General features: G+C 60.3%; 19 protein-coding genes and 2 tRNA genes. 15 read left to right on the top strand and 6 right to left on the bottom strand.

The window, feature by feature from the left end:
* Window positions 1-67 precede the first annotated feature (67 nt).
* From uvrC to AC1DUR_RS11815, 3 genes are all read left to right on the top strand, one after another.
* Window positions 68-2,068, top strand: a complete 2,001-nt coding sequence (gene uvrC / locus AC1DUR_RS11825; protein WP_477717435.1) for an excinuclease ABC subunit UvrC — start codon at window positions 68-70, stop codon at window positions 2,066-2,068.
* Between the two features lie 120 nt (window positions 2,069-2,188).
* Window positions 2,189-2,755, top strand: coding sequence for a CDP-diacylglycerol--glycerol-3-phosphate 3-phosphatidyltransferase (pgsA, locus tag AC1DUR_RS11820; RefSeq protein WP_011483980.1), 567 nt, complete (start codon window positions 2,189-2,191; stop codon window positions 2,753-2,755).
* Window positions 2,756-2,800: 45 nt separating this feature from the next.
* On the top strand, window positions 2,801-3,682 hold the full coding sequence (locus AC1DUR_RS11815; RefSeq protein WP_477717434.1) for a DMT family transporter: 882 nt from the start codon (window positions 2,801-2,803) through the stop codon (window positions 3,680-3,682).
* Here AC1DUR_RS11815 and AC1DUR_RS11810 read toward each other — a convergent pair.
* A complete protein-coding gene (locus AC1DUR_RS11810; RefSeq protein ID WP_477717433.1) occupies window positions 3,624-4,640 on the bottom strand; it encodes a LysR family transcriptional regulator in 1,017 nt (338 codons plus the stop codon). The genes AC1DUR_RS11815 and AC1DUR_RS11810 overlap by 59 nt on opposite strands.
* A gap of 174 nt (window positions 4,641-4,814) precedes the next feature.
* Here AC1DUR_RS11810 and AC1DUR_RS11805 point away from each other — a divergent pair, with 174 nt between their 5' ends.
* The 6 genes from AC1DUR_RS11805 to AC1DUR_RS11780 all read left to right on the top strand — a co-directional run bounded on the left by AC1DUR_RS11805 (window position 4,815) and on the right by AC1DUR_RS11780 (window position 9,581).
* Complete coding sequence (locus AC1DUR_RS11805) at window positions 4,815-5,693, top strand: alpha/beta fold hydrolase (RefSeq protein WP_477717432.1); 879 nt, start codon at window positions 4,815-4,817, stop codon at window positions 5,691-5,693.
* 16 nt (window positions 5,694-5,709) lie between these two features.
* Window positions 5,710-6,828, top strand: a complete 1,119-nt coding sequence (locus AC1DUR_RS11800; protein ID WP_477717431.1) for a tartrate dehydrogenase — start codon at window positions 5,710-5,712, stop codon at window positions 6,826-6,828.
* Window positions 6,829-7,082: 254 nt separating this feature from the next.
* Window positions 7,083-7,355 (top strand): HU family DNA-binding protein, encoded by a 273-nt coding sequence (locus AC1DUR_RS11795; RefSeq protein ID WP_007874140.1) that lies wholly within the window; start codon window positions 7,083-7,085, stop codon window positions 7,353-7,355.
* A 17-nt stretch (window positions 7,356-7,372) separates the two neighbouring features.
* Window positions 7,373-7,448, top strand: a tRNA-Val gene (locus tag AC1DUR_RS11790).
* An 89-nt stretch (window positions 7,449-7,537) separates the two neighbouring features.
* On the top strand, window positions 7,538-9,469 hold the full coding sequence (locus AC1DUR_RS11785) for a SurA N-terminal domain-containing protein (RefSeq protein WP_477717430.1): 1,932 nt from the start codon (window positions 7,538-7,540) through the stop codon (window positions 9,467-9,469).
* Between the two features lie 36 nt (window positions 9,470-9,505).
* Window positions 9,506-9,581, top strand: a tRNA-His gene (locus tag AC1DUR_RS11780).
* A 111-nt stretch (window positions 9,582-9,692) separates the two neighbouring features.
* Here AC1DUR_RS11780 and AC1DUR_RS11775 read toward each other — a convergent pair.
* Entirely contained in the window at window positions 9,693-9,884 is a 192-nt protein-coding gene (locus tag AC1DUR_RS11775; protein ID WP_477717429.1) for a hypothetical protein, read from the bottom strand.
* A 13-nt stretch (window positions 9,885-9,897) separates the two neighbouring features.
* On the opposite strand from AC1DUR_RS11775, the gene AC1DUR_RS11770 reads away from it, so the two are divergent.
* Complete coding sequence (locus AC1DUR_RS11770) at window positions 9,898-10,317, top strand: surface-adhesin E family protein (RefSeq protein ID WP_477717428.1); 420 nt, start codon at window positions 9,898-9,900, stop codon at window positions 10,315-10,317.
* A gap of 72 nt (window positions 10,318-10,389) precedes the next feature.
* Here AC1DUR_RS11770 and AC1DUR_RS11765 read toward each other — a convergent pair whose 3' ends face one another.
* Both AC1DUR_RS11765 and AC1DUR_RS11760 read right to left on the bottom strand, forming a co-directional pair.
* Entirely contained in the window at window positions 10,390-10,830 is a 441-nt protein-coding gene (locus AC1DUR_RS11765; RefSeq protein ID WP_477717427.1) for a response regulator, read from the bottom strand.
* A 173-nt stretch (window positions 10,831-11,003) separates the two neighbouring features.
* The gene (locus AC1DUR_RS11760) at window positions 11,004-11,978 is read right to left on the bottom strand and encodes an NADPH:quinone oxidoreductase family protein (RefSeq protein WP_477717426.1); all 975 of its coding nucleotides are present in this window, start codon (window positions 11,976-11,978) and stop codon (window positions 11,004-11,006) included.
* Window positions 11,979-12,154: 176 nt separating this feature from the next.
* On the opposite strand from AC1DUR_RS11760, the gene surE reads away from it, so the two are divergent.
* The 3 genes from surE (at window position 12,155) to AC1DUR_RS11745 (ending at window position 14,859) form a co-directional block, all read left to right on the top strand.
* The gene (surE, locus tag AC1DUR_RS11755) at window positions 12,155-12,940 is read left to right on the top strand and encodes a 5'/3'-nucleotidase SurE (protein WP_477717425.1); all 786 of its coding nucleotides are present in this window, start codon (window positions 12,155-12,157) and stop codon (window positions 12,938-12,940) included.
* A 10-nt stretch (window positions 12,941-12,950) separates the two neighbouring features.
* Window positions 12,951-13,802, top strand: coding sequence for a protein-L-isoaspartate(D-aspartate) O-methyltransferase (locus AC1DUR_RS11750; protein ID WP_477717424.1), 852 nt, complete (start codon window positions 12,951-12,953; stop codon window positions 13,800-13,802).
* Window positions 13,803-13,899: 97 nt separating this feature from the next.
* The gene (locus AC1DUR_RS11745) at window positions 13,900-14,859 is read left to right on the top strand and encodes a peptidoglycan DD-metalloendopeptidase family protein (protein WP_477717423.1); all 960 of its coding nucleotides are present in this window, start codon (window positions 13,900-13,902) and stop codon (window positions 14,857-14,859) included.
* A 199-nt stretch (window positions 14,860-15,058) separates the two neighbouring features.
* Here the strand turns inward: AC1DUR_RS11745 and AC1DUR_RS11740 are convergent, their stop codons facing one another.
* A complete protein-coding gene (locus AC1DUR_RS11740) occupies window positions 15,059-15,469 on the bottom strand; it encodes a VOC family protein (RefSeq protein WP_477717422.1) in 411 nt (136 codons plus the stop codon).
* 146 nt (window positions 15,470-15,615) lie between these two features.
* Here AC1DUR_RS11740 and rlmD point away from each other — a divergent pair, with 146 nt between their 5' ends.
* Window positions 15,616-17,076 carry a 23S rRNA (uracil(1939)-C(5))-methyltransferase RlmD gene (rlmD, locus tag AC1DUR_RS11735; RefSeq protein WP_477717421.1) on the top strand — a complete coding sequence of 487 codons (1,461 nt, stop codon included), beginning with the start codon at window positions 15,616-15,618 and terminating at the stop codon, window positions 17,074-17,076.
* A gap of 44 nt (window positions 17,077-17,120) precedes the next feature.
* Here the strand turns inward: rlmD and AC1DUR_RS11730 are convergent, their stop codons facing one another.
* Complete coding sequence (locus tag AC1DUR_RS11730) at window positions 17,121-17,810, bottom strand: Bax inhibitor-1/YccA family protein (RefSeq protein WP_477717420.1); 690 nt, start codon at window positions 17,808-17,810, stop codon at window positions 17,121-17,123.
* Window positions 17,811-18,006: 196 nt separating this feature from the next.
* On the opposite strand from AC1DUR_RS11730, the gene AC1DUR_RS11725 reads away from it, so the two are divergent.
* The gene (locus AC1DUR_RS11725) at window positions 18,007-18,414 is read left to right on the top strand and encodes a GlcG/HbpS family heme-binding protein (RefSeq protein WP_477717419.1); all 408 of its coding nucleotides are present in this window, start codon (window positions 18,007-18,009) and stop codon (window positions 18,412-18,414) included.
* The last annotated feature ends 112 nt before the right edge of the window (window positions 18,415-18,526 follow it).

Below are 18,526 nucleotides of genomic sequence, written 5' to 3'. Positions count from 1 at the left end.
GGCCGCGCATCTGGCAGTGCTTGTCTCGTCCGCAGTGCGGGATTGCCGCGCACGGCAAAATACAGGTATGCCCCAAAACACGACCGCCGACCATACCCCCGAGCTGCTCGCCGAAGTGGCGGCATTGCCTGCGATGCCCGGCGTGTACCGTTACTTCGACGCTGACGGCGGCGTGCTCTATGTTGGCAAGGCGCGCAACCTGAAGAAGCGGGTGTCCAGCTATTTCCAGAAAAACCATGGCGCCACGCGCATCGGCCACATGGTGACCAAGATCGTTCGCATGGAAACCACGGTGGTGCGATCGGAGGCCGAGGCGCTTTTGCTGGAAAACAACCTGATCAAGACGCTCAACCCGAAATACAACATCCTGTTTCGGGACGACAAAAGTTACCCCTACCTCAAGCTGACCGCGACGCAGAAGAAGGAGGAGGGCAGTGCCCCGGCGGCAACGGCTTTTCCGCGCATTGCCTACTACCGCGGCGCGGTGGAGAAGAAGCACCATTACTTCGGCCCTTACCCCAGCGCGTGGGCGGTGAAGGACACGATGTTGCTGCTGCAAAAAGTGTTCAGGCTGCGCACCTGCGAAGACACGGTATTCAACAACCGGACGCGCCCCTGCCTGCTGTACCAGATCAAGCGCTGCTCGGCGCCGTGTGTGGGCCATGTGTCGCCCGAACAGTACGCGCTGGACACGGCCAATGCCGAGCGGTTTTTGCAGGGCCAGACGCAGGAAATCCTGACCGAGCTGGAAAAGAAAATGCTGGCACATGCCGACCGGCTGGAGTTTGAGCAGGCTGCCGAGCTGCGCAACCAGATGTCGGCGCTGTCCAAGGTGCTGCACCAGCAATCCATGGAGATCGGCGGCGACAAGGATGTGGACATCCTGGCGGTGAAAGTGCAGGGCGGCAAAGCCTGTGTCAACCTGGCCATGGTGCGTGGCGGCCGTCATCTGGGCGACCGGCCCTACTTTCCGACGCATGTGGAGAACGCCACCGATGTGGCCGCGCTGGATGCGCAGGTCGATGAAGCAGGCGCCGGCAGCGAGGGGCCTGAAAGCGATGTGGCCAGCGAAGCCGTTGCCAGCGCGCCGACGCGGCCCGTCAAGACGCTTGAAGCGCTGGTGCTGGAGGCTTTCATTGCACAGCACTACATTGACGTGCCCGTGCCGCCCACCCTGGTGTGCAGCGAGCCGGTGGACAAAGACCTGATCGCCGCGCTCATCGCGCAAACCGGCAGCAAGATCACGGCCATTCACCAGCCGCGCGAACAGCGCCGCATCTGGCTCGACATGGCCCAGAAAAATGCCGCCCTCCAGCTCGCGCGCCTGCTGGCCGAGCAGGGCTCGCAACAGGCGCGCACACGCGCCCTGGCCGAAGCGCTGGACCTGTCGCTGGACAACCTGGATGCCCTGCGCATCGAGTGCTTTGACATCTCGCATACCGCGGGAGAGTCGACGCAGGCTTCGTGCGTGGTGTTTCAGGGGCACAAGATGCAGAACAGCGAGTACCGCCGCTACAACATCGAAGGCATCACCCCCGGTGACGACTACGCGGCCATGCGGCAGGTGCTGACGCGCCGCTACACCAAGCTGGCCGAAGCCGCGCGCAATGGCAACGCCAAGCTGCCCGACCTGGTGCTGGTCGATGGCGGCAAGGGGCAGGTGTCTATGGCGCGCGAGGTGTTTGCGGAGTTGGGCCTGGACCTGGGGCTGATCGCCGGCGTTGAAAAAGGCGAGGGTCGCAAGGTCGGGCTGGAGGAGCTGGTCTTTGCCGACGGGCGCGAGAAGGTCTACCTGGGCCGTGATTCCGCCGCGCTGATGCTGATTGCGCAGATCAGGGACGAGGCCCACCGCTTTGCCATCACCGGCATGCGCGCGAGGCGGGCCAAGGTCCGCGTGGGCGGCAGCAAGCTTGAAGACATTGCGGGCATTGGTCCCAAGCGGCGCGCCAGCCTGCTGCAGCGCTTTGGGGGTATTCGCGGCATTGCGTCGGCCAGCGCCGAAGACATTGCCACGGTGGACGGCATTTCGAAAGACCTGGCTGAGGAAATCTACCGCGCCCTGCATTGATGGCGTCGCCTGGGGCTGTGCAGACCTGTGCAGATGTTTTTGCGCAACGAAGTGCACCGATTTGGTGAGCCTGGAGCACTACTTTGGCAGGGGTTCGCGGCTCGTGCCAAAATCAGGGCCATGTTTCTGACCATCCCGACGCTGATGACCTGGACCCGCATTGTTGCGATTCCACTGATCGTGGGGGTTTTCTACCTGAACATCGCCCCCGCTGAGCGCAACCTGATCGCCACCGTGATGTTCATTGTGTTCGCCGCCACTGACTGGCTGGACGGCTTTTTGGCGCGCCGGCTGAACCAGACTTCTTCCTTTGGGGCATTCCTTGACCCGGTGGCCGACAAGTTTCTGGTGTGTGCGTCGCTGCTGGTGCTGGTGCATCTGCAGCGTGCGGATGTGTTTGTGGCGCTCATCATCATTGGGCGGGAGATTGCCATTTCGGCGCTGCGCGAATGGATGGCGCTGATAGGTGCCACCAAGAGTGTTGCCGTGCACATGCTGGGCAAGGTCAAGACCACCGTGCAGATGATTGCCATTCCCTTCCTGCTGTTTGACGGCATGCTGCTGGGGATGATCAACACCCACGTCTGGGGCACCTGGCTGATCTGGATCTCGGCCATCCTGACGGTTTGGTCCATGATTTACTACCTGCAAAAAGCCATACCGGAAATCCGGGCGCGGGCCAAATAACCCGCCGTGAGGTCTTCTCCCGCTGACGGTGTCCTGATCCGGGCCATGCCCACCGTGTTCGTGCTGATCTGGAGCACCGGCTTCATCGTCGCCAAATACGGCTTGCCGTATGCACCGCCGCTGACCTTCCTGGCGATCCGTTATTTCCTCTCCATTGCCTGCTTCCTGATCTGGATCTGGCTGGCGCGCGCGTCGTGGCCGCGGGAAGGCCTGCAATGGCTGCACCTGGCCGTCACCGGCATGCTGATGCAGGCAGGCTACCTGGGCGGTGTCTGGGTCGCGGTGAAGGCTGGCATGGGTTCGGGCCTGACGGCGCTGATCGTCGGCTTGCAGCCGGTGCTGACAGCGCTGTGGGTGTCGTGGGTGGCCTCTGGCGACGCCGCGCAGCCGGCCTCCAAAGTCACGTCCCGGCAATGGATGGGGCTGGCGCTGGGCCTGGGTGGCTTGCTGCTGGTGGTGTCACACAAATTGGGGGGCGGCCATGAAGTGACGAGACTGACGCTGGCCGCCACGCTGTTTGCGCTGTTTTGCATCACCACCGGCACGCTGTATCAGAAGCGCTTTGTCAAAACTACCGACGTGCGCTCTGCCGGTGCGGTCCAGATGGGCGCGGCCCTGCTCGTGACCTTGCCGCTGGTCTTTTTTGAAACCGGGGCGATTGTCTGGAACCACCAGTTTGTGGGGGCGATGGCCTGGTCGGTGCTGGTGCTCACGCTGGGCGGCAGTTCACTGCTGTATTTGCTGATCCAGCGCGGCGCGGCCACGTCGGTGACCAGCCTGCTTTACCTGGTGCCGCCCACGACGGCCCTGATGGCCTGGCTGCTGTTTGATGAGGCCATCACCATGACCACCGTGGTGGGTACGGCGCTCACCGCGCTGGGCGTGAGCTTCGTGGTGAGGTCCGCGAAGCCTCCGGCGGCGTCGTAGCGAAGGAACGCCTGCGGGTATCCGTCACCGTACTGTTTTTCCACGGTGCACCCTGAAACTGGGCGAGCAAAAAGTCAACCAGCAGGCGGATACGCCGCGGTGAATCGGGCCGGAAGGGGGCCAGCCAGTGAATATCGGCATCGGGCATGGCGTAGCCCGGCAGCACGCGCACCAGCTCGCCGGACGCCAGTTGGGGTGCAATATCCCAGAGGCTGCGCAGCATGATGCCGCGGCCCTCGACACACCAGTCACGTACCAGTTCACCCGAGTTGCTCGACAGCGGCCCGCGTACCCGCACCCGCGCCGGTGTTTTTTCGCGCTCCTTGTGCAGCGGCCAGACATCAAAGCGCTGGCCGGTGGCATTGCCGTTTTCGCGCACGATCAGGCAGGTGTGGCGCTGCAAGTCTTCCAGGCTGGCCGGTGCGCCGTGTTGCCGGATGTAGCGGGGCGATGCCACCAGCACGCGCTGATTGCGCGCCAGCCGGCGTGAGACCCATTGCGCCGCCTGCCGGCCTTCAACTTCCCACAGCCAGATGGCGCCGTCAAATCCGCCCTCCGCCAGGTCGGGCAATTGCTCGGTCAGTTGCAACTGGATCTCGATGCGCGGATAGCGCTCCTGAAAGTCGGCCAGCGCCGGGCCCAGCCATAAACGCCCGAAGCCAAACGTCGCTGCCAGCCGGATCAAACCCGTGGGCTCCGACTGGCGCTCCTGGAGCTCGGCTTCCAGCGCGGTAAAGCCCTGCAGCAGTGCGAGGGCACGTTCGCACATGGTCTCGCCCTCGGCCGTTGCGCTGACGCGCCGGGTGGTGCGTTGGAACAGTCGTTGGCCCAGGCGGGCCTCCAGCGCGGCAAGCCGCTTGGTCACCACGGGCGGCGCCACATCGAGGCTGAGGGCGGCCGCCGTCAGACTGCCGTGCTCTCGGACGGCCAGTACCAGCTCCAGATCGCTGCGATCCATTCATTCCTTTAAAGAAATAATCAATTGCCTGATTATTGCTTGAATCGGAGGCCCTGGTTCTGCAAAATCGATCGAGAATCACACAAACCCAAGATATCTGCATGCAATTCATTGCCAGTCAGCGCGCCGGCGCTGGAAAAAACCGATCGCCCAAAAGGGAATCAAGGCTGACTGATGTTTGAGAGCTTTTCCTCCTCCGAGATCAATGGACCCGCCGGTGCTCTGCGTACCTTGCGGGGAGGCCATGGTGCGCCGCTGCTGTTGCTGCATGGTCACCCTCAAACGCATGTGATGTGGCACGCGGTGGCCGATGAGCTGGCCAAGGTGTTTACCGTGGTCCTGATGGATTTGCGCGGCTACGGCGATTCAGCCCGGGTCGGCGCCGACCCGGAACATCACGCTTATTCCAAGCGGGCGATGGCGCTGGATGCCGTGGCGGTGATGCGCCACCATGGGTTTGACCGCTTTCAGGTACTGGCCCATGACCGCGGCGCGCGCGTGGCGCATCGCCTTGCGGTGGACCATCCCGCCATGGTGCAACGGCTGATGCTGCTGGACATTGCACCAACGCTGGGCATGTATGAGAACACGTCCGATGCTTTTGCACGCGCTTACTGGCACTGGTTCTTCCTGATCCAGCCGCCGCCGTTGCCTGAAGCCCTGATCGAGTCCGATCCGGTGCGTTATCTGAGAAGCGTGATGGGCAAGCGCCATGCCGGCCTCGGGGCGTTTGCACCGGCTGCGCTGGCCGAGTACGAACGCTGTGCGCAAATCCCCGGAACCGCCGTGAGCATTTGCGAAGACTATCGGGCCTCGGCCACGATTGACCTGGACCATGACCGCGCTGACCGAACGGCAGGACACCGGCTGGCGCAGCCGCTGCGCGTGCTGTGGGGCGCGCATGGCGCCGTGGGCCAGTGCTTCGATGTGCTCGGCCTCTGGCGGGAACGTGCCCGCGACGTCTCGGGGATGAGCCTGCCGTGCGGGCACTATATTGCGGAAGAGGCGCCAGTATTGTTGCTGGAACAAGCCCTGAATTTTTTCGAAACTTAAACCAGAGGACCACATCATGAGCATCACCACGACAAACCAGGCCAGCAAGAAGAGAATCGCAGTCATCGCCGGTGACGGCATCGGCAAGGAAACAATGCCCGAGGGCGTTCGCGTGCTGGATGCGGCGGCGCGCAAATTCGGCATCGACCTGCACTTTGACCACTTCGATTTTTCCAGCTGGGACTATTACGAAAAGCACGGCCAGATGATGCCGGACAACTGGAAAGACCAGATTGGCGGGCACGACGCGATTTACTTTGGCGCGGTGGGTTGGCCCGAGAAAATTGCCGACCATGTATCGCTGTGGGGGTCGCTGCTTTTGTTCAGACGCGAGTTTGACCAGTACATCAACCTGCGGCCGGCGCGACTGATGCCCGGCATCATCGCGCCAGTGGTCCGGCGTGATGGCAGCCCACGGCAACCCGGTGAGATTGATTTTTACATCGTTCGTGAAAATACCGAGGGCGAATACTCCAGCATCGGCGGCAGGGCGTTTCCCGGCACCGATCGGGAGTTTGTATTGCAGGAGTCTGTCTTCACGCGGGTCGGCGTTGACCGCGTGCTGAAGTTTGCGTTTGAGCTGGCCCAGTCCCGGCCCAAAAAGCACCTGACCAGCGCGACCAAGTCCAATGGCATTTCAATCTCCATGCCTTACTGGGATGAACGGGTGGCAGAAATGGCCAAGAGCTATCCGGCGATTCAACTCGACAAGTTTCACATTGACATCCTGACCGCGCATTTTGTGCAGCGCCCGGATTTTTTCGATGTGGTGGTGGCCAGCAATCTGTTCGGCGACATCCTGAGCGACCTGGGGCCGGCCTGCACCGGCACGATCGGCATTGCACCGAGCGCCAACCTGAATCCGGAGCGCAAGTTCCCCTCGCTGTTCGAGCCGGTGCATGGCTCGGCGCCGGATATCGCGGGGCGAAACCTTGCCAATCCCATTGGCCAGATATGGTGCGGTGCCATGATGATGGAGTTCCTGGGACACAAGGAGGCGCATGACGCCATTCTTGCCGCGATTGAGAAAGTGCTGCGCCCCGACAGCGGTGCGCCGCGCACACCCGACCTGGGTGGCAAGGCCGGCACGGCGGATGTCGGCAAGGCTGTGGTGGCTGCGCTGGCAGAGGTGTAACGGCGTTTTGTCAAGCACGAAAATTACGCGTTGTACTTATGATTAACTGATTAAAGCGGGAAAAAACCGACTAGAATCCGCCTCCGCACGTTGTAAAAACCCGATGCTGTATTGACACGTTAGAAGTCCATGGCTCTAATGGCAATCAGCAGAAAACCTGCACATGCCGCTCCCGCTGACACCCCCATCGTGGTGTCCCGGGAGATATTTTTTAGAGACAAACAGATTAACTTTTTATCAACGAGGGGCTCCTTGTGAACAAGACTGAACTGATCGAGCACATTGCCAAACATGCTGACATTTCCAAAGCTGCCGCTACGCGCGCGCTGGAGTCAACCATTGGTGCTGTGAAAACCACCCTGAAAAAAGGAGGCTCCGTGTCTCTGGTGGGTTTTGGTACTTTTGCCGTGGGTAAACGCGCTGCCCGCACTGGCCGCAACCCGCGCACCGGCGATGCGATTAAAATCAAGGCTGCCAAGGTTCCAAAGTTTCGTCCGGGCAAGGCGCTCAAAGACGCTTTGAACTGATGCAGAGGTTTAAGGTGGGGTGCTTAGCTCAGTTGGTAGAGCAGCGCCCTTACACGGCGTAGGTCGGCGGTTCGAGCCCGTCAGCACCCACCACCCAATGAAAAAGGCGAACGAGGTTCGCCTTTTTTGTTGTGGGCCCCTGGTTTTATCGGTAAAGCAGTCAGTCGTACAGGAAATTCGAGATGTTTGATTTCATTCGCAAGCACACCAAAGTCACCATGGCCTTGCTGTTTTTGCTGATTGTTCCGTCCTTTATTTTGTTTGGCCTGGATGGCTACAACCGATCGAGGGAACAAGGCGTGACGGTTGCCAGGGTGGATGGAAAAGACATCATCCAGTCAGAATGGGACCGGGCCCATCAGCGGGAAGTCGAACGGTTGAGGGCGTCCATGCCTTCGCTGGACGCCAAGCTGCTGGACTCACCGCAGGCCCGCTATGCGACGCTGGAGCGCTTGGTGCGTGATCGCGTGATCGCCGCTGCAGCCGACAAGTTCAAGCTCTCCATCAGTGACCAGCGGCTGGCGCGCGAGCTTCAGCAAAGTCCCGAGATTGCGTCATTGCGCCGGCCTGATGGCACGCTCGACATGGAGCGCTATCGCCAGGTGCTGGGCAGCCAGGGCATGAGCCCCGAAATGTTCGAGGCCAATGTGCGTGCCGATCTGGCGAATCGCCAGGTGCTGGTGGGTATTGGTGTCAGCGGCTTTTCTTCCAGTTCCGCGGCTGACCTTGCGCTCAATGCCTATTTCGAAAAACGCGAAATTCAACTCGCCCGTTTCAATGCGGCCGATTTCGCAACGAAGCTCAGCCCGACGGATGCCGATCTTGATCAGTTTTACAAGGCGAATGAAAAGCTCTTTCAGGCGCCGGAACAGGCAACTATCGAGTACCTGGTGCTGGATCTGGATACGGTCAAAAAAAGTATCAGCATCAATGAAGCGGACCTGAAAACTTATTACGAGCAAAACCTTCAACGGCTGAGCGGTGCCGAAGAGCGACGAGCCAGCCATATCCTGATTACCTCGCCCAAGACGGCACCGGCTGCGGACCGGCAGAAAGCCAAGGCCAAAGCGGAGGAGCTGCTGGCAGCCGTCAAAAAATCTCCCGATACCTTTGCGGACCTGGCGCGCAAGAATTCGCAGGACCCGGGTTCCGCTCCCAATGGCGGAGACCTTGATTTTTTTGCCCGGGGTGCCATGGTCAAGCCTTTTGAGGATGCGGCCTTCTCGATGAAAAAAGGGGAGATCAGTGCTGTGGTGGAGTCCGAGTTTGGCTTTCACATCATCAGGCTCACCGACATCAAGACGCCCAAGCAGCGCAGTTTTGAGGAGATGAAGCCTGAACTGGAAGCCGATCTGAAGAAGCAGCAGGCCCAGAAGAAGTTTTCTGAAACTGCGGAAGCCTTCACCAACGGCGTGTATGAGCAGGCAGACAGCCTCAAGCCGGTCGCCGAGCGTCTCAAGCTGGACATCAAAACGGCCCGCAACGTGACGCGCCAGCCGCCAGCCGGTACAACGGGTCTGCTCGCCAATCCGAAATTCCTCAACGCACTGTTCGCGCCCGACGCAGTCGAGAAAAAACGCAATACCGAAGCCATCGAAGTAGCGCCCAGCCAGTTGGTCTCGGGCCGCATCCTTCAGTACACCCCGGCACGCACCCAGCCTTTTGCCGAGGTGAAAGACATCGTGCGCCAGCGCTGGCTGGCCCAGCGCAGCGCGGAAGAGGCGCGCAAGGAAGGTCTCGCCAAACTGGCCGCCTGGAAGAGCGCTCCGGCTTCCGCCGTGCTGGGGGCACCGGTACTGGTGTCACGTGAGCAAACCCAGAACCAGCCGGTTCAGGTGATTGATGCGGCACTGCGCGCCGATGCGAGCGCCTTGCCGGTATTTACCGGTGTTGATCTGGGGACTCAGGGCTACGCCATCGTGAAGGTGGCTAAAGTGGTGCCCCGCGATGCGCCAATTGAGGCTGCCGCCAAACAGGAGCGCAACCAGTACGCCCAATGGTGGACGTCTGCCGAGAGTCTGGCTTATTACAACGGGCTGAAGGAACGCTTCAAGGCGGAAATCCTGGTCGCAAAGCCCGCATCTGGCAATACAGATGCGGTCGTGACGCAATAAACGTCGGCTGCTTTGCCGTTATAATGTGAAGTTCTGGTGGCTGTAGCTCAGTTGGTAGAGTCCAGGATTGTGATTCCTGTTGTCGTGGGTTCGAGCCCCATCAGCCACCCCAGTATTTAAAAAAATCCCGCATGCGAAAGCATGTGGGATTTTTTTTGCCCCTATCGCTGGTTTGAAGCAGGGGGTAGGCTTGCATGATTCCGCGTCCTGGGATAACAATCTGTCACGGCAGGTCAGGGGGAAATGGTTTGCACCAGCTCCTGATGAAAAGCCAGGGAGAAACAAGATTCATGTATTTCTGCCAGGTCAGGCGTTTGTCATCGTGTTCATGATGAGACTTGAGGCCCAGAAAGAAAACCAGCTCCACGCTCCCTTTCAATGCAGCGCTGATCGCGCTATCCAGTATGCCGTCCACGAGATGTCTGCTCTTGGTTGCTGTCGCATTATTCGGGGCAGCCGCGCCTGCGGTCGAGTCCTGGCTGACCATCGTGGGAGAGCCTGGCTCTCCCGGCAGCCACTATATCCAGGTCAACCCGGCCCAGATTGACATCAAGGGTGACATACGCATGATTCCGGTCCGGATCAGCCGGGCTACCACTTGGACCACCGAAGATGGCATTCAGTTTCGTTCTGCAGAGGCTGAGGTTCTGATCGACTGCGACCGGCAAATGGCCCGTTATTTGAATGCGGCTTTTTATACCGAACCCGACTTTCAGGGGCAGGCTTTCAAGGTTTTGAGCTACGGTAAGGAAGACATGCGTCTCGTGGCTTTCAGGGACATTGGCGAGGACCTGAATGCCCGCATCATCAAGGCAGCCTGCAGCGTTAAAAACGTGACAAGCAAATAAAAGTCAAAAGTCAAAAGTCAAAAAAATCGCAGAACACGTAGTGTGCCTGGCCTTGGCAGGCTTCGCGGCTTGTCAGCTCATAAGCGGGGCGAAGTTGGAGGTGCGCCAATACTCCCGGACCTGCTGGAGCCTTTCTTCAAAATCGTGGTAGTTAAGCGGCTTGCTCACGAAGCTGTTGAGGCCGCCTTTAAATGCGCGCACCGCTTCGGATTGCTCACTCACCAGGGTCAGCATCACGACCGGAACAAAAAACGTCCGGGGATCCTCCCGCATGCGCCGCATCACCTCCAGGCCGCTCAGCTTGGGCAACCCCAGATCCAACAGGACCAGTTCGGGCTGGTTGTTGGCATTTCGGTCTTTATACACACCCTCGCAAAATAAATAGTCGAGGGCCTCGCGTCCATCCCGGGCAACCACGATGTCATGGGGCACCCCGTTTTGTTGCAGCGTGGTCAAGGTCAATTCGAGGTGGTCGGTATTGTCCTCTACCACCAGCATCGTTGGTGTGCTCATTGGCTGCTCCTCAGTAATGAGTCTTCAATATACCTTTTAAATGTGTTGCGGTAACTGATGGTATTGATCGTGCAAGTCAAAACTGCGAAAAATGCCCGCATCGACGGAATTTTTCGCGAAACTTTAAAAATCTGTCAGTTCTATTGGTTTTGTTGATATTTTGTTAATTTTTGTCAGTTAACCATTACCAGTTTGCCTTTGACCTCCCGGGAGCCCATGCGGGCATAAGCCGCCTTGAGTTCAGCCATGGGCATGGTGCGGTCGATTGCTGGTTTGATCTTGCCCTCGGCGTACCAGCGGGCCAGTTCGGCCATCATGGCGGCGTTGGCCTTGGGCTCACGTCTGGCAAAGTCACCCCAGAACACGCCAACGATCGAGGCACCTTTGAGCAGCGTGAGGTTCAGCGGCAGCGAGGGAATGGGGCCTGATGCAAAACCAACCACCAGGTAACGGCCGCGCCAGGCGATCGAGCGGAATGCCGGCTCGGCAAAGTCGCCTCCCACCGGGTCATAAATCACGTCCGGGCCTTTGCCGCCGGTCAGTGTCTTGATTTCATCGCGCAGATTTTTGCTGGTGTAGTTGATGGTGGCATCCGCGCCGAGGGAGCTGCAAAACGCGCATTTCTCATCCGTCGAGGCGGCGGCAATCACGCGGGCGCCGGCTGCCTTGGCGATCTGGATGGCGGCGGTGCCGACGCCTCCCGCAGCGCCGAGCACCAGCACCGTTTCACCCGCCTTCAGTTGCCCGCGGTCCATCAGCGCATGCCAGGACGTGGCGTAGATCATGATGAAGGCGGCTGCGTCCACGTGCGAAAACCCGGCGGGCAAGGGCATGCACAGGGCTGCCGGCGCAATGGTGTGTGTGCCGAAACCACCGGTTCCCGACAGGCAGGCTACGTTCTGGCCTGCCTGCAGGTGCTTCACGCCTTCGCCCACGGCCTGCACGACGCCGGCATACTCGGAGCCGGGCACGAAGGGCAGGGGCGGCTTGATCTGGTACTTGTTTTGCACGATCAGCAGGTCGGGGAAGTTGAGGCTGGCGGCCCTGATTTCAATCAGCACTTCACCCTCCCCGGGTTGCGGCGTCGGTAGCTCTTTCCAGGTCAGGGCGTCTACGCCAGTGGGGTTTTCACAAAGCCAGGCTTGCATGGGATGTCTCCGGAGATGGGGCCAAGGGGGAAGGGCAAACGGGGAGGAAAAACGGGGAGGAAAACGGGACGAAAAACCGGAACTGATTGCTCTCACGACATCATAGGCAAAGCCGTGATTCCCGGGCTGGCAAAACAGGTCCGGGCTGTCGCAGCCGTGACCCGTAAAATCACTGTATGAAAATCCTCATTTGCAACGACGACGGTTACCAGGCCTCCGGCATCATCGCCCTGTACGAGGCGCTCAGGACCGTCGCTGATGTCGAGGTCGTGGCGCCCGAGCAAAACAACAGTGCCAAATCGAATGCGCTGACCCTGCACTCGCCGATGTATGTGCAAACGGCCGCCAACGGTTTTCGTTATATCAACGGCACGCCTGCCGATTGCGTGCATATTGCCCTGACGGGCCTGCTGGGCTACCGGCCGGATCTCGTGGTCTCGGGCATCAATAATGGCGCCAACATGGGCGACGACACGATTTATTCCGGCACGGTGGGCGCCGCGATGGAAGGTTATCTCTTTGGCATTCCTTCCATCGCGTTTTCGCAGACGGAAAAGGGCTGGGCCCACATCGAGGTCGCGGCCCGGCGTGCGCGCGACTTGGTGGAACAATTGATGCCTTCCCTGGAGGTGGTGGCTGAAGGTGCGCAGCCGGCGCTGGCGCCGTGGCTGCTCAATGTGAACATTCCCAACTTGCCGGACGATCAGATCCAGGGCGTCAAGGTGGCGCGGCTGGGGCGCCGCCACGCGGCCGAGCGCGTCATCACGCAGACCAGCCCGCGTGGCGAGACCATGTACTGGATCGGCGGAGCCGGGCCCGCCAAGGAGGCGGGCGAGGGGACCGACTTCTACGCAACCAGCCAGAAATTTGTTTCGATCACACCGCTTCACGTGGACTTGACCGATTACGAGCGTTTGCCTTATTGGGAGCAGGCGGTGGCCCGGCTGGCACAGGCGAATTGACTGCAGACGCATGAAATCCAGCTTCAAACCTCCGTTCAATCCCACTGTCAAAGCGCCTGCCGTGGCGAGCCGTCCAGCATTTCCAGTGCGGTTAAAACCCGGGGAGGGCGTACCGTCTGCTACCAAATTGGCTGCTGCTCCTGCTCGTCTTCCGGTCGATGCCGCTAAAAATGGCGTCAGGAAATCGATGCCAGCGGCCCCCCCCCCTGGCGGTGTCGGACTGGATTCCCACGCGGTGCGCACGCGCATGGTGCACAAGCTCGCCGCACAGGGGGTATCAGACGCCCGGGTGCTGGCGGCCATGGGCCTGGTGGAACGCCATCGCTTCGTCGACACCGCACTGGTCAACCAGGCCTACGAGGACACCAGTCTGCCGATCGGCCTGGGCCAGACCATCTCCAAGCCCAATGTGGTGGCGCGCATGCTGGAGTTGCTTTGTCAGGGCGCTGCGGGCAAGCTGGGACGCGTGCTGGAGATCGGTACCGGCTGCGGCTACCAGGCCGCCGTACTCAGCCACCTCGCAACCGAGGTCTATAGCATCGAGCGCTTGCGTGGATTGCATGACAAGGCCCGGGAAAACCTGCGGACTTTGCGGCTGCCCAATCTCCACCTGTTGTTTGGTGATGGCATGATCGGGTACCCCAAGGGAGCACCCTACGCGGCAATTATTGCGGCGGCCGGTGGTGAGGCCATTCCGCCCGCCTGGGTGGAGCAACTGGCCGTTGGCGGGCGTCTTGTCGCGCCCCTGCAAACTGCCGCCGGTGTGCAGGCGCTGGTGGTAGTGGACAAAACTCCCCAGGGCGTCAAGCAGACATTGCTGGAAGCAGTCCATTTTGTACCTTTAAAATCGGGTACGAGCTGAAGATGGCTTGAACAGCCCATGAAGATCTCATGAAATATCCCATGAAGATCAAGTCCATATTGAAGTCACTATTGAAGTCAAGAAGACGAAAGAACCAATGAAGCAAACCTCCAGGTCGAACAGCGCAAAGTCTGTCGTCATCTCAGGCGCTGGCCAGGGCATCCGCACCCGGCTGGCCAATTTGACGCTGCCGTGCGCATTGGCGGCCACCCTGCTGCTGGCAGCGGGCTGCGCCTCGCGCTCCCCCACCCACGCGCCGGTTGAAGATCGCGGTACGGGGCTGTCGCGCCAGCTTCCCTCTGCAACCGATTCCGCCAATCTCAAACAGCCACCGGGCTTTGAAAATGCCGGAAAACCGGGTTATTACACCGTTAAACCCGGTGACACCATGATCCGCATTGGCCTGGAAAGCGGCCAGAACTGGCGCGACATCGTGCGCTGGAACAACCTTGAAAATCCCAACGTGATTGAAGTTGGGCAAGTGCTTCGTGTCGTACCGCCCGCCAGCGAGAACCCGCTTGTGGTCACGCGGCCGGTGTCGCCCGGCTCGGCCACCAGCGCAACAGCCGTCGCACCGGCACAGGCTGTCAGCGGCGCCCGGCCTGCATCGGCGCCCGCCAGTGCGAGCGCTGCACCGGCTGCCGCCCCGGCCGCTGCGTCCAGCGGCACACCTGCGGCTGTGGGGGACGAAGACGTGGGGTGGATCTGGCCAGCCCAGGGCACCTTACTCATGGGGTTTGACGAGGCCAAAAACAAGGGCGTTGATATCGCAGGCAAGGCTGGTGATGCGGTGCTTGCCTCTGCCGATGGCCGCGTGGTGTACGCCGGTGCGGGCCTGCGGGGTTACGGCAACCTGGTCATCCTCAAGCACAACAACACCTTCCTCACGGCTTATGCGCACAACCAGACGCTGCTGGTCAAGGAAGACCAGACGGTCAAAAAGGGCCAGAAGATTGCCGAGATGGGCAATACAGACGCTGATCGTGTGAAGCTGCATTTTGAAATCCGCCGCCAGGGCAAACCTGTGGATCCGGCGAAGTACCTGCCCGCCAAGTAGTTCTCGCTTGCAGGTCACGCTTGCCTCGTCGAAAAGCCCCGCACCGCGGGGCTTTTTTTTTTCCTGGCAGGAGCGGACATACGGAAGGCAGACCGTAGTCGTTCTGGTTGAATCAAAAATTCGATTGCAGCCCATGTTTCATGGGCATAGTTCGCTATTTTATTGATAGCTGATTGTTTGACCCGTTCAACGCCGGGGATCAGGAAGTTGGGACAATTTCGTCGTAACCCCTGCCCTTGAATTCGAGCAGATCCACGCCGTGGCCAAAAGGGTCTGCCAACCCGGCAATTCGGCCCCAGGCGCGCTCGGCCACTGGCATTTCCAGTACTGCACCATGGGCCTGCAGCCTTCTCACAGCCGCTTCAATGTCCTGGACCACAAAGTCCAGGTGCACGGGCGTCCAGTGGCGGCCGTAGTGCCGCGTGCCGGTGCTACCGGCCACTGGCCGGGTGCCCGCGGCATTGAGCAGCAGGTCTATCGGGCTGCCTGCGCCCAGGATTTCCACGAAATCGCTCTTGAAACGGCGGCCAACGTGCAGGCCCAGGCCACTCGTGTAAAACGCGATGGCCCGGTCCATGTCATCAACATCGATGCAGATACGCAGTTCCATGCCGCAACCTTCCTGTCTGTTGTGGGGAGTCTGGAAATGGTACTGCGAACGGTATTGCGGTGCGGCTCAATGTGCGGCGCCCGTTCCAACCACGACGCTGAACCCTGCGGACATTGCTCCGGAGTCGGACCTGAGACAATTCAGGTATGACCGATGAAAAATTGAATGACCACACTGTGAAAGCGCCTGAATACCTGCCTGACATCCTCACCGTGGAGTCCCTAGACATGGAGGCGCAGGGCATTGCCCATCGGGCTGATGGCAAGGTTGTGTTCATCGAGGGTGCGCTGCCTTCTGAGCGCGTGACCGCCAACGTGTACCGCAAGAAAAGCAGCTTTGAGAAAGCGGTGGTGATGGCAATTCACCGCGAGTCCTCTCAGCGTGTGCGCCCCGCTTGCCCGCACTTCGGCCTGCATACCGGTGCCTGTGGCGGCTGCAAGATGCAGCACCTCCATGTGGGCGCGCAAGTCGCCGTCAAGCAGCGCGTGCTGGAAGACAACCTCTGGCACATCGGCAAGGTGAAGGCAGACAACCTGCTCAGGCCCATAGAGGGGCCCGCCTGGGAATACCGCTACCGCGCGCGCCTGTCGGTGCGCTATGTGCGTAAAAAAAATGCGGTGCTGGTTGGTTTTCACGAGCGCAAGAGCAGTTATGTGGCCGACATGACGCAATGCCATGTGGTGCCCCGGCACGTCAGCGACATGCTGGTGCCGCTGCGTGAACTGATTGCCGGCATGGATGCCAAAGAGACCCTGCCGCAAATCGAGCTCGCCTGCGGCGATACCGTCACGGCCATGGTGCTGCGCCACATGGAGCCGCTCAGCAGCGGCGACCTGGCACGGTTGCGCGCTTTCGCGGCGCAGCACCCGGGCCTGCAGTGGTGGCTGCAGCCGGGTGGCCTGGAGAGCGTGGAGCTGCTCGACGAGGGCGCACCGGAATTGAGCTACGACCTTCCCGAGTTCGGCATCACCATGCCATTCAAGCCGACCGATTTCACGCAGGTGAATCCGCACATCAACCAGGTGCTGGTGTCGCGGGCACTGCGCCTGTTGGCCGTGCAGCCGCATGAGCGCGTGATCGACTGGTTTTGCGGTCTGGGAAATTTCACGCTGCCCCTCGCGACACGCGCGCGCGAAGTGCTGGGTATCGAGGGCAGTGAGGCTCTGGTGGCGCGCTCCCGCCAGAACTTCAAGAAGAACCGGGCCGAGTCTTCGGTAAGAAGGGCGTTGTCTGCGACTGAATTTGTAGCCAGAAATCTTTTTGAAATGACGCCTGCGATGCTGGTGCAGGATGGTGCGGCCGACAAATGGCTGGTTGACCCGCCGCGAGAGGGCGCATTCGAGCTGTTCAAGTCGTTGGCGGCGCTGCATCAGCAAATGGTGACAGGCGTGCCCTGCGACGACGGGGAACAGCAACAAAGCCTGGTGCTGGGTGACTGGACGCCGCCCCAGCGCATTGTTTACGTGAGCTGCAACCCGGCGACCCTGGCGCGCGATGCGGGCGTATTGGTGGAGAGCGGCGCTTACCGCTGCACGCTGGCCGGTGTGGTGAACATGTTTCCCCACACAGCGCACGTGGAGAGCATCGCCGTATTCGAACGGGCATGAAAAAAGGGCCTGAAGGCCCTTTTTTCAGAGGCGGGGGCGCATCGTCAGTCGCGCTCGCCGCCAAAGATGCCAAGCAGGGCCAGCAGCGCCTGGAACACATTGAACAGGTCGAGGTACAGCGCCAGCGTGGCGCTGATGTAGTTGGTTTCGCCGCCGTCCAGGATCTGCTTGAGGTCGTACAGCATGTAGGCGCTGAAAATTGCGATCACGGCCACCGAGATGGCCATCATGCCGGCCGTGGAGCCCACAAAAATGTTGATGATGCTGCCGATCATCACGACGACGGCACCGACAAAAAGCCATTTGCCCAAGCCGGAGATGTCGCGCTTGATCACGCTGGCCAGCGACGCCATGACAAAGAACACGCCGGCGGTGCCACCCATGGCGGTCATGATCAGTTCGGAGCCGTTTTTGAAGCCCAGGATCATGCCGATCATGCGCGACAGCATCAGGCCCATGAAGAAGGTAAAGCCCAACAGCACTGGCACGCCTGCGGCCGAGTTCTTGGTCTTTTCGATCGCGAACATGAAGCCGAACGCACCGCCCAGGAACACGATCAGACCGAGGCCACCCGTGAGCGAAAGGGTAATGCCGGTTGCCACGCCCAGCCAGGCGCCCAGCACGGTTGGCAGCAGGCTCAGGGCCAACAGCCAATAGGTGTTGCGCAGCACCTTGTTGCGCTGCAGGGCGGACGAGGCCGAGCCATAGTCGAGGGTCTGAACATTGTCATTCATGAAAAGCGTCTCCAGAGAGCCTGCAAATGCAGACAGAGTCATTTTAGGGGTCACCCCGTGTTTTTCAATGGCCGTGCACAGCCCACCTCCTACTTTTTGTAAGGGTTCTACAAGCTAATTTTGGGGCAATCGCAGCGCGGAAGGCTCTCAAATTTGCGTATGCTCGACGTTCTTGCCAACACAATCCCGGAAAACCATGAAATCAAAAGCAGTGCTTGAATTCGCCGACGTCAAGGCCATCGCCGCCGCCGCCGAGGCCGAAGCCCTTAAAAATAGCTGGGCCGTGACCATTGCCATCGTCGATGACGGCGGCCACCTGCTGCACCTGCAGCGCCTTGATGGCGCGCCACCCATCTCTTCCCATATCGCACCGTCCAAGGCCAATACCGCCGCCATGGGGTGCCGCGAGAGCAAGGTTTATGAAGATGTCATCAATGGTGGCCGCATGTCCTTCCTGTCAGCGCCTTACGTCCAGGGCATGCTCGAAGGTGGGGTGCCGATTGTCAAGGATGGGCAGTGCATCGGTGCTGTCGGTGTGAGCGGTGTGAAATCCAGCGAGGATGCGCAGATTGCGCGGGCCGGGATCGCGGCCATCGGCCTGTGAGAGGTCTTGATCCGGCGCTGGCATGAAATGCAAGCTGCCAAAAAAGAAAAAGCCGACCTCAGGGTCGGTTTTTTTGTTTTCCATGCACCTGGTGGCATTGCGCATGGAGAGC

Source organism: Polaromonas sp. P4_F4 (assembly GCF_056401355.1).
Note: the sequence above shows the minus strand (reverse complement) of the source record. Positions and strands in the feature narration are given on the sequence as shown.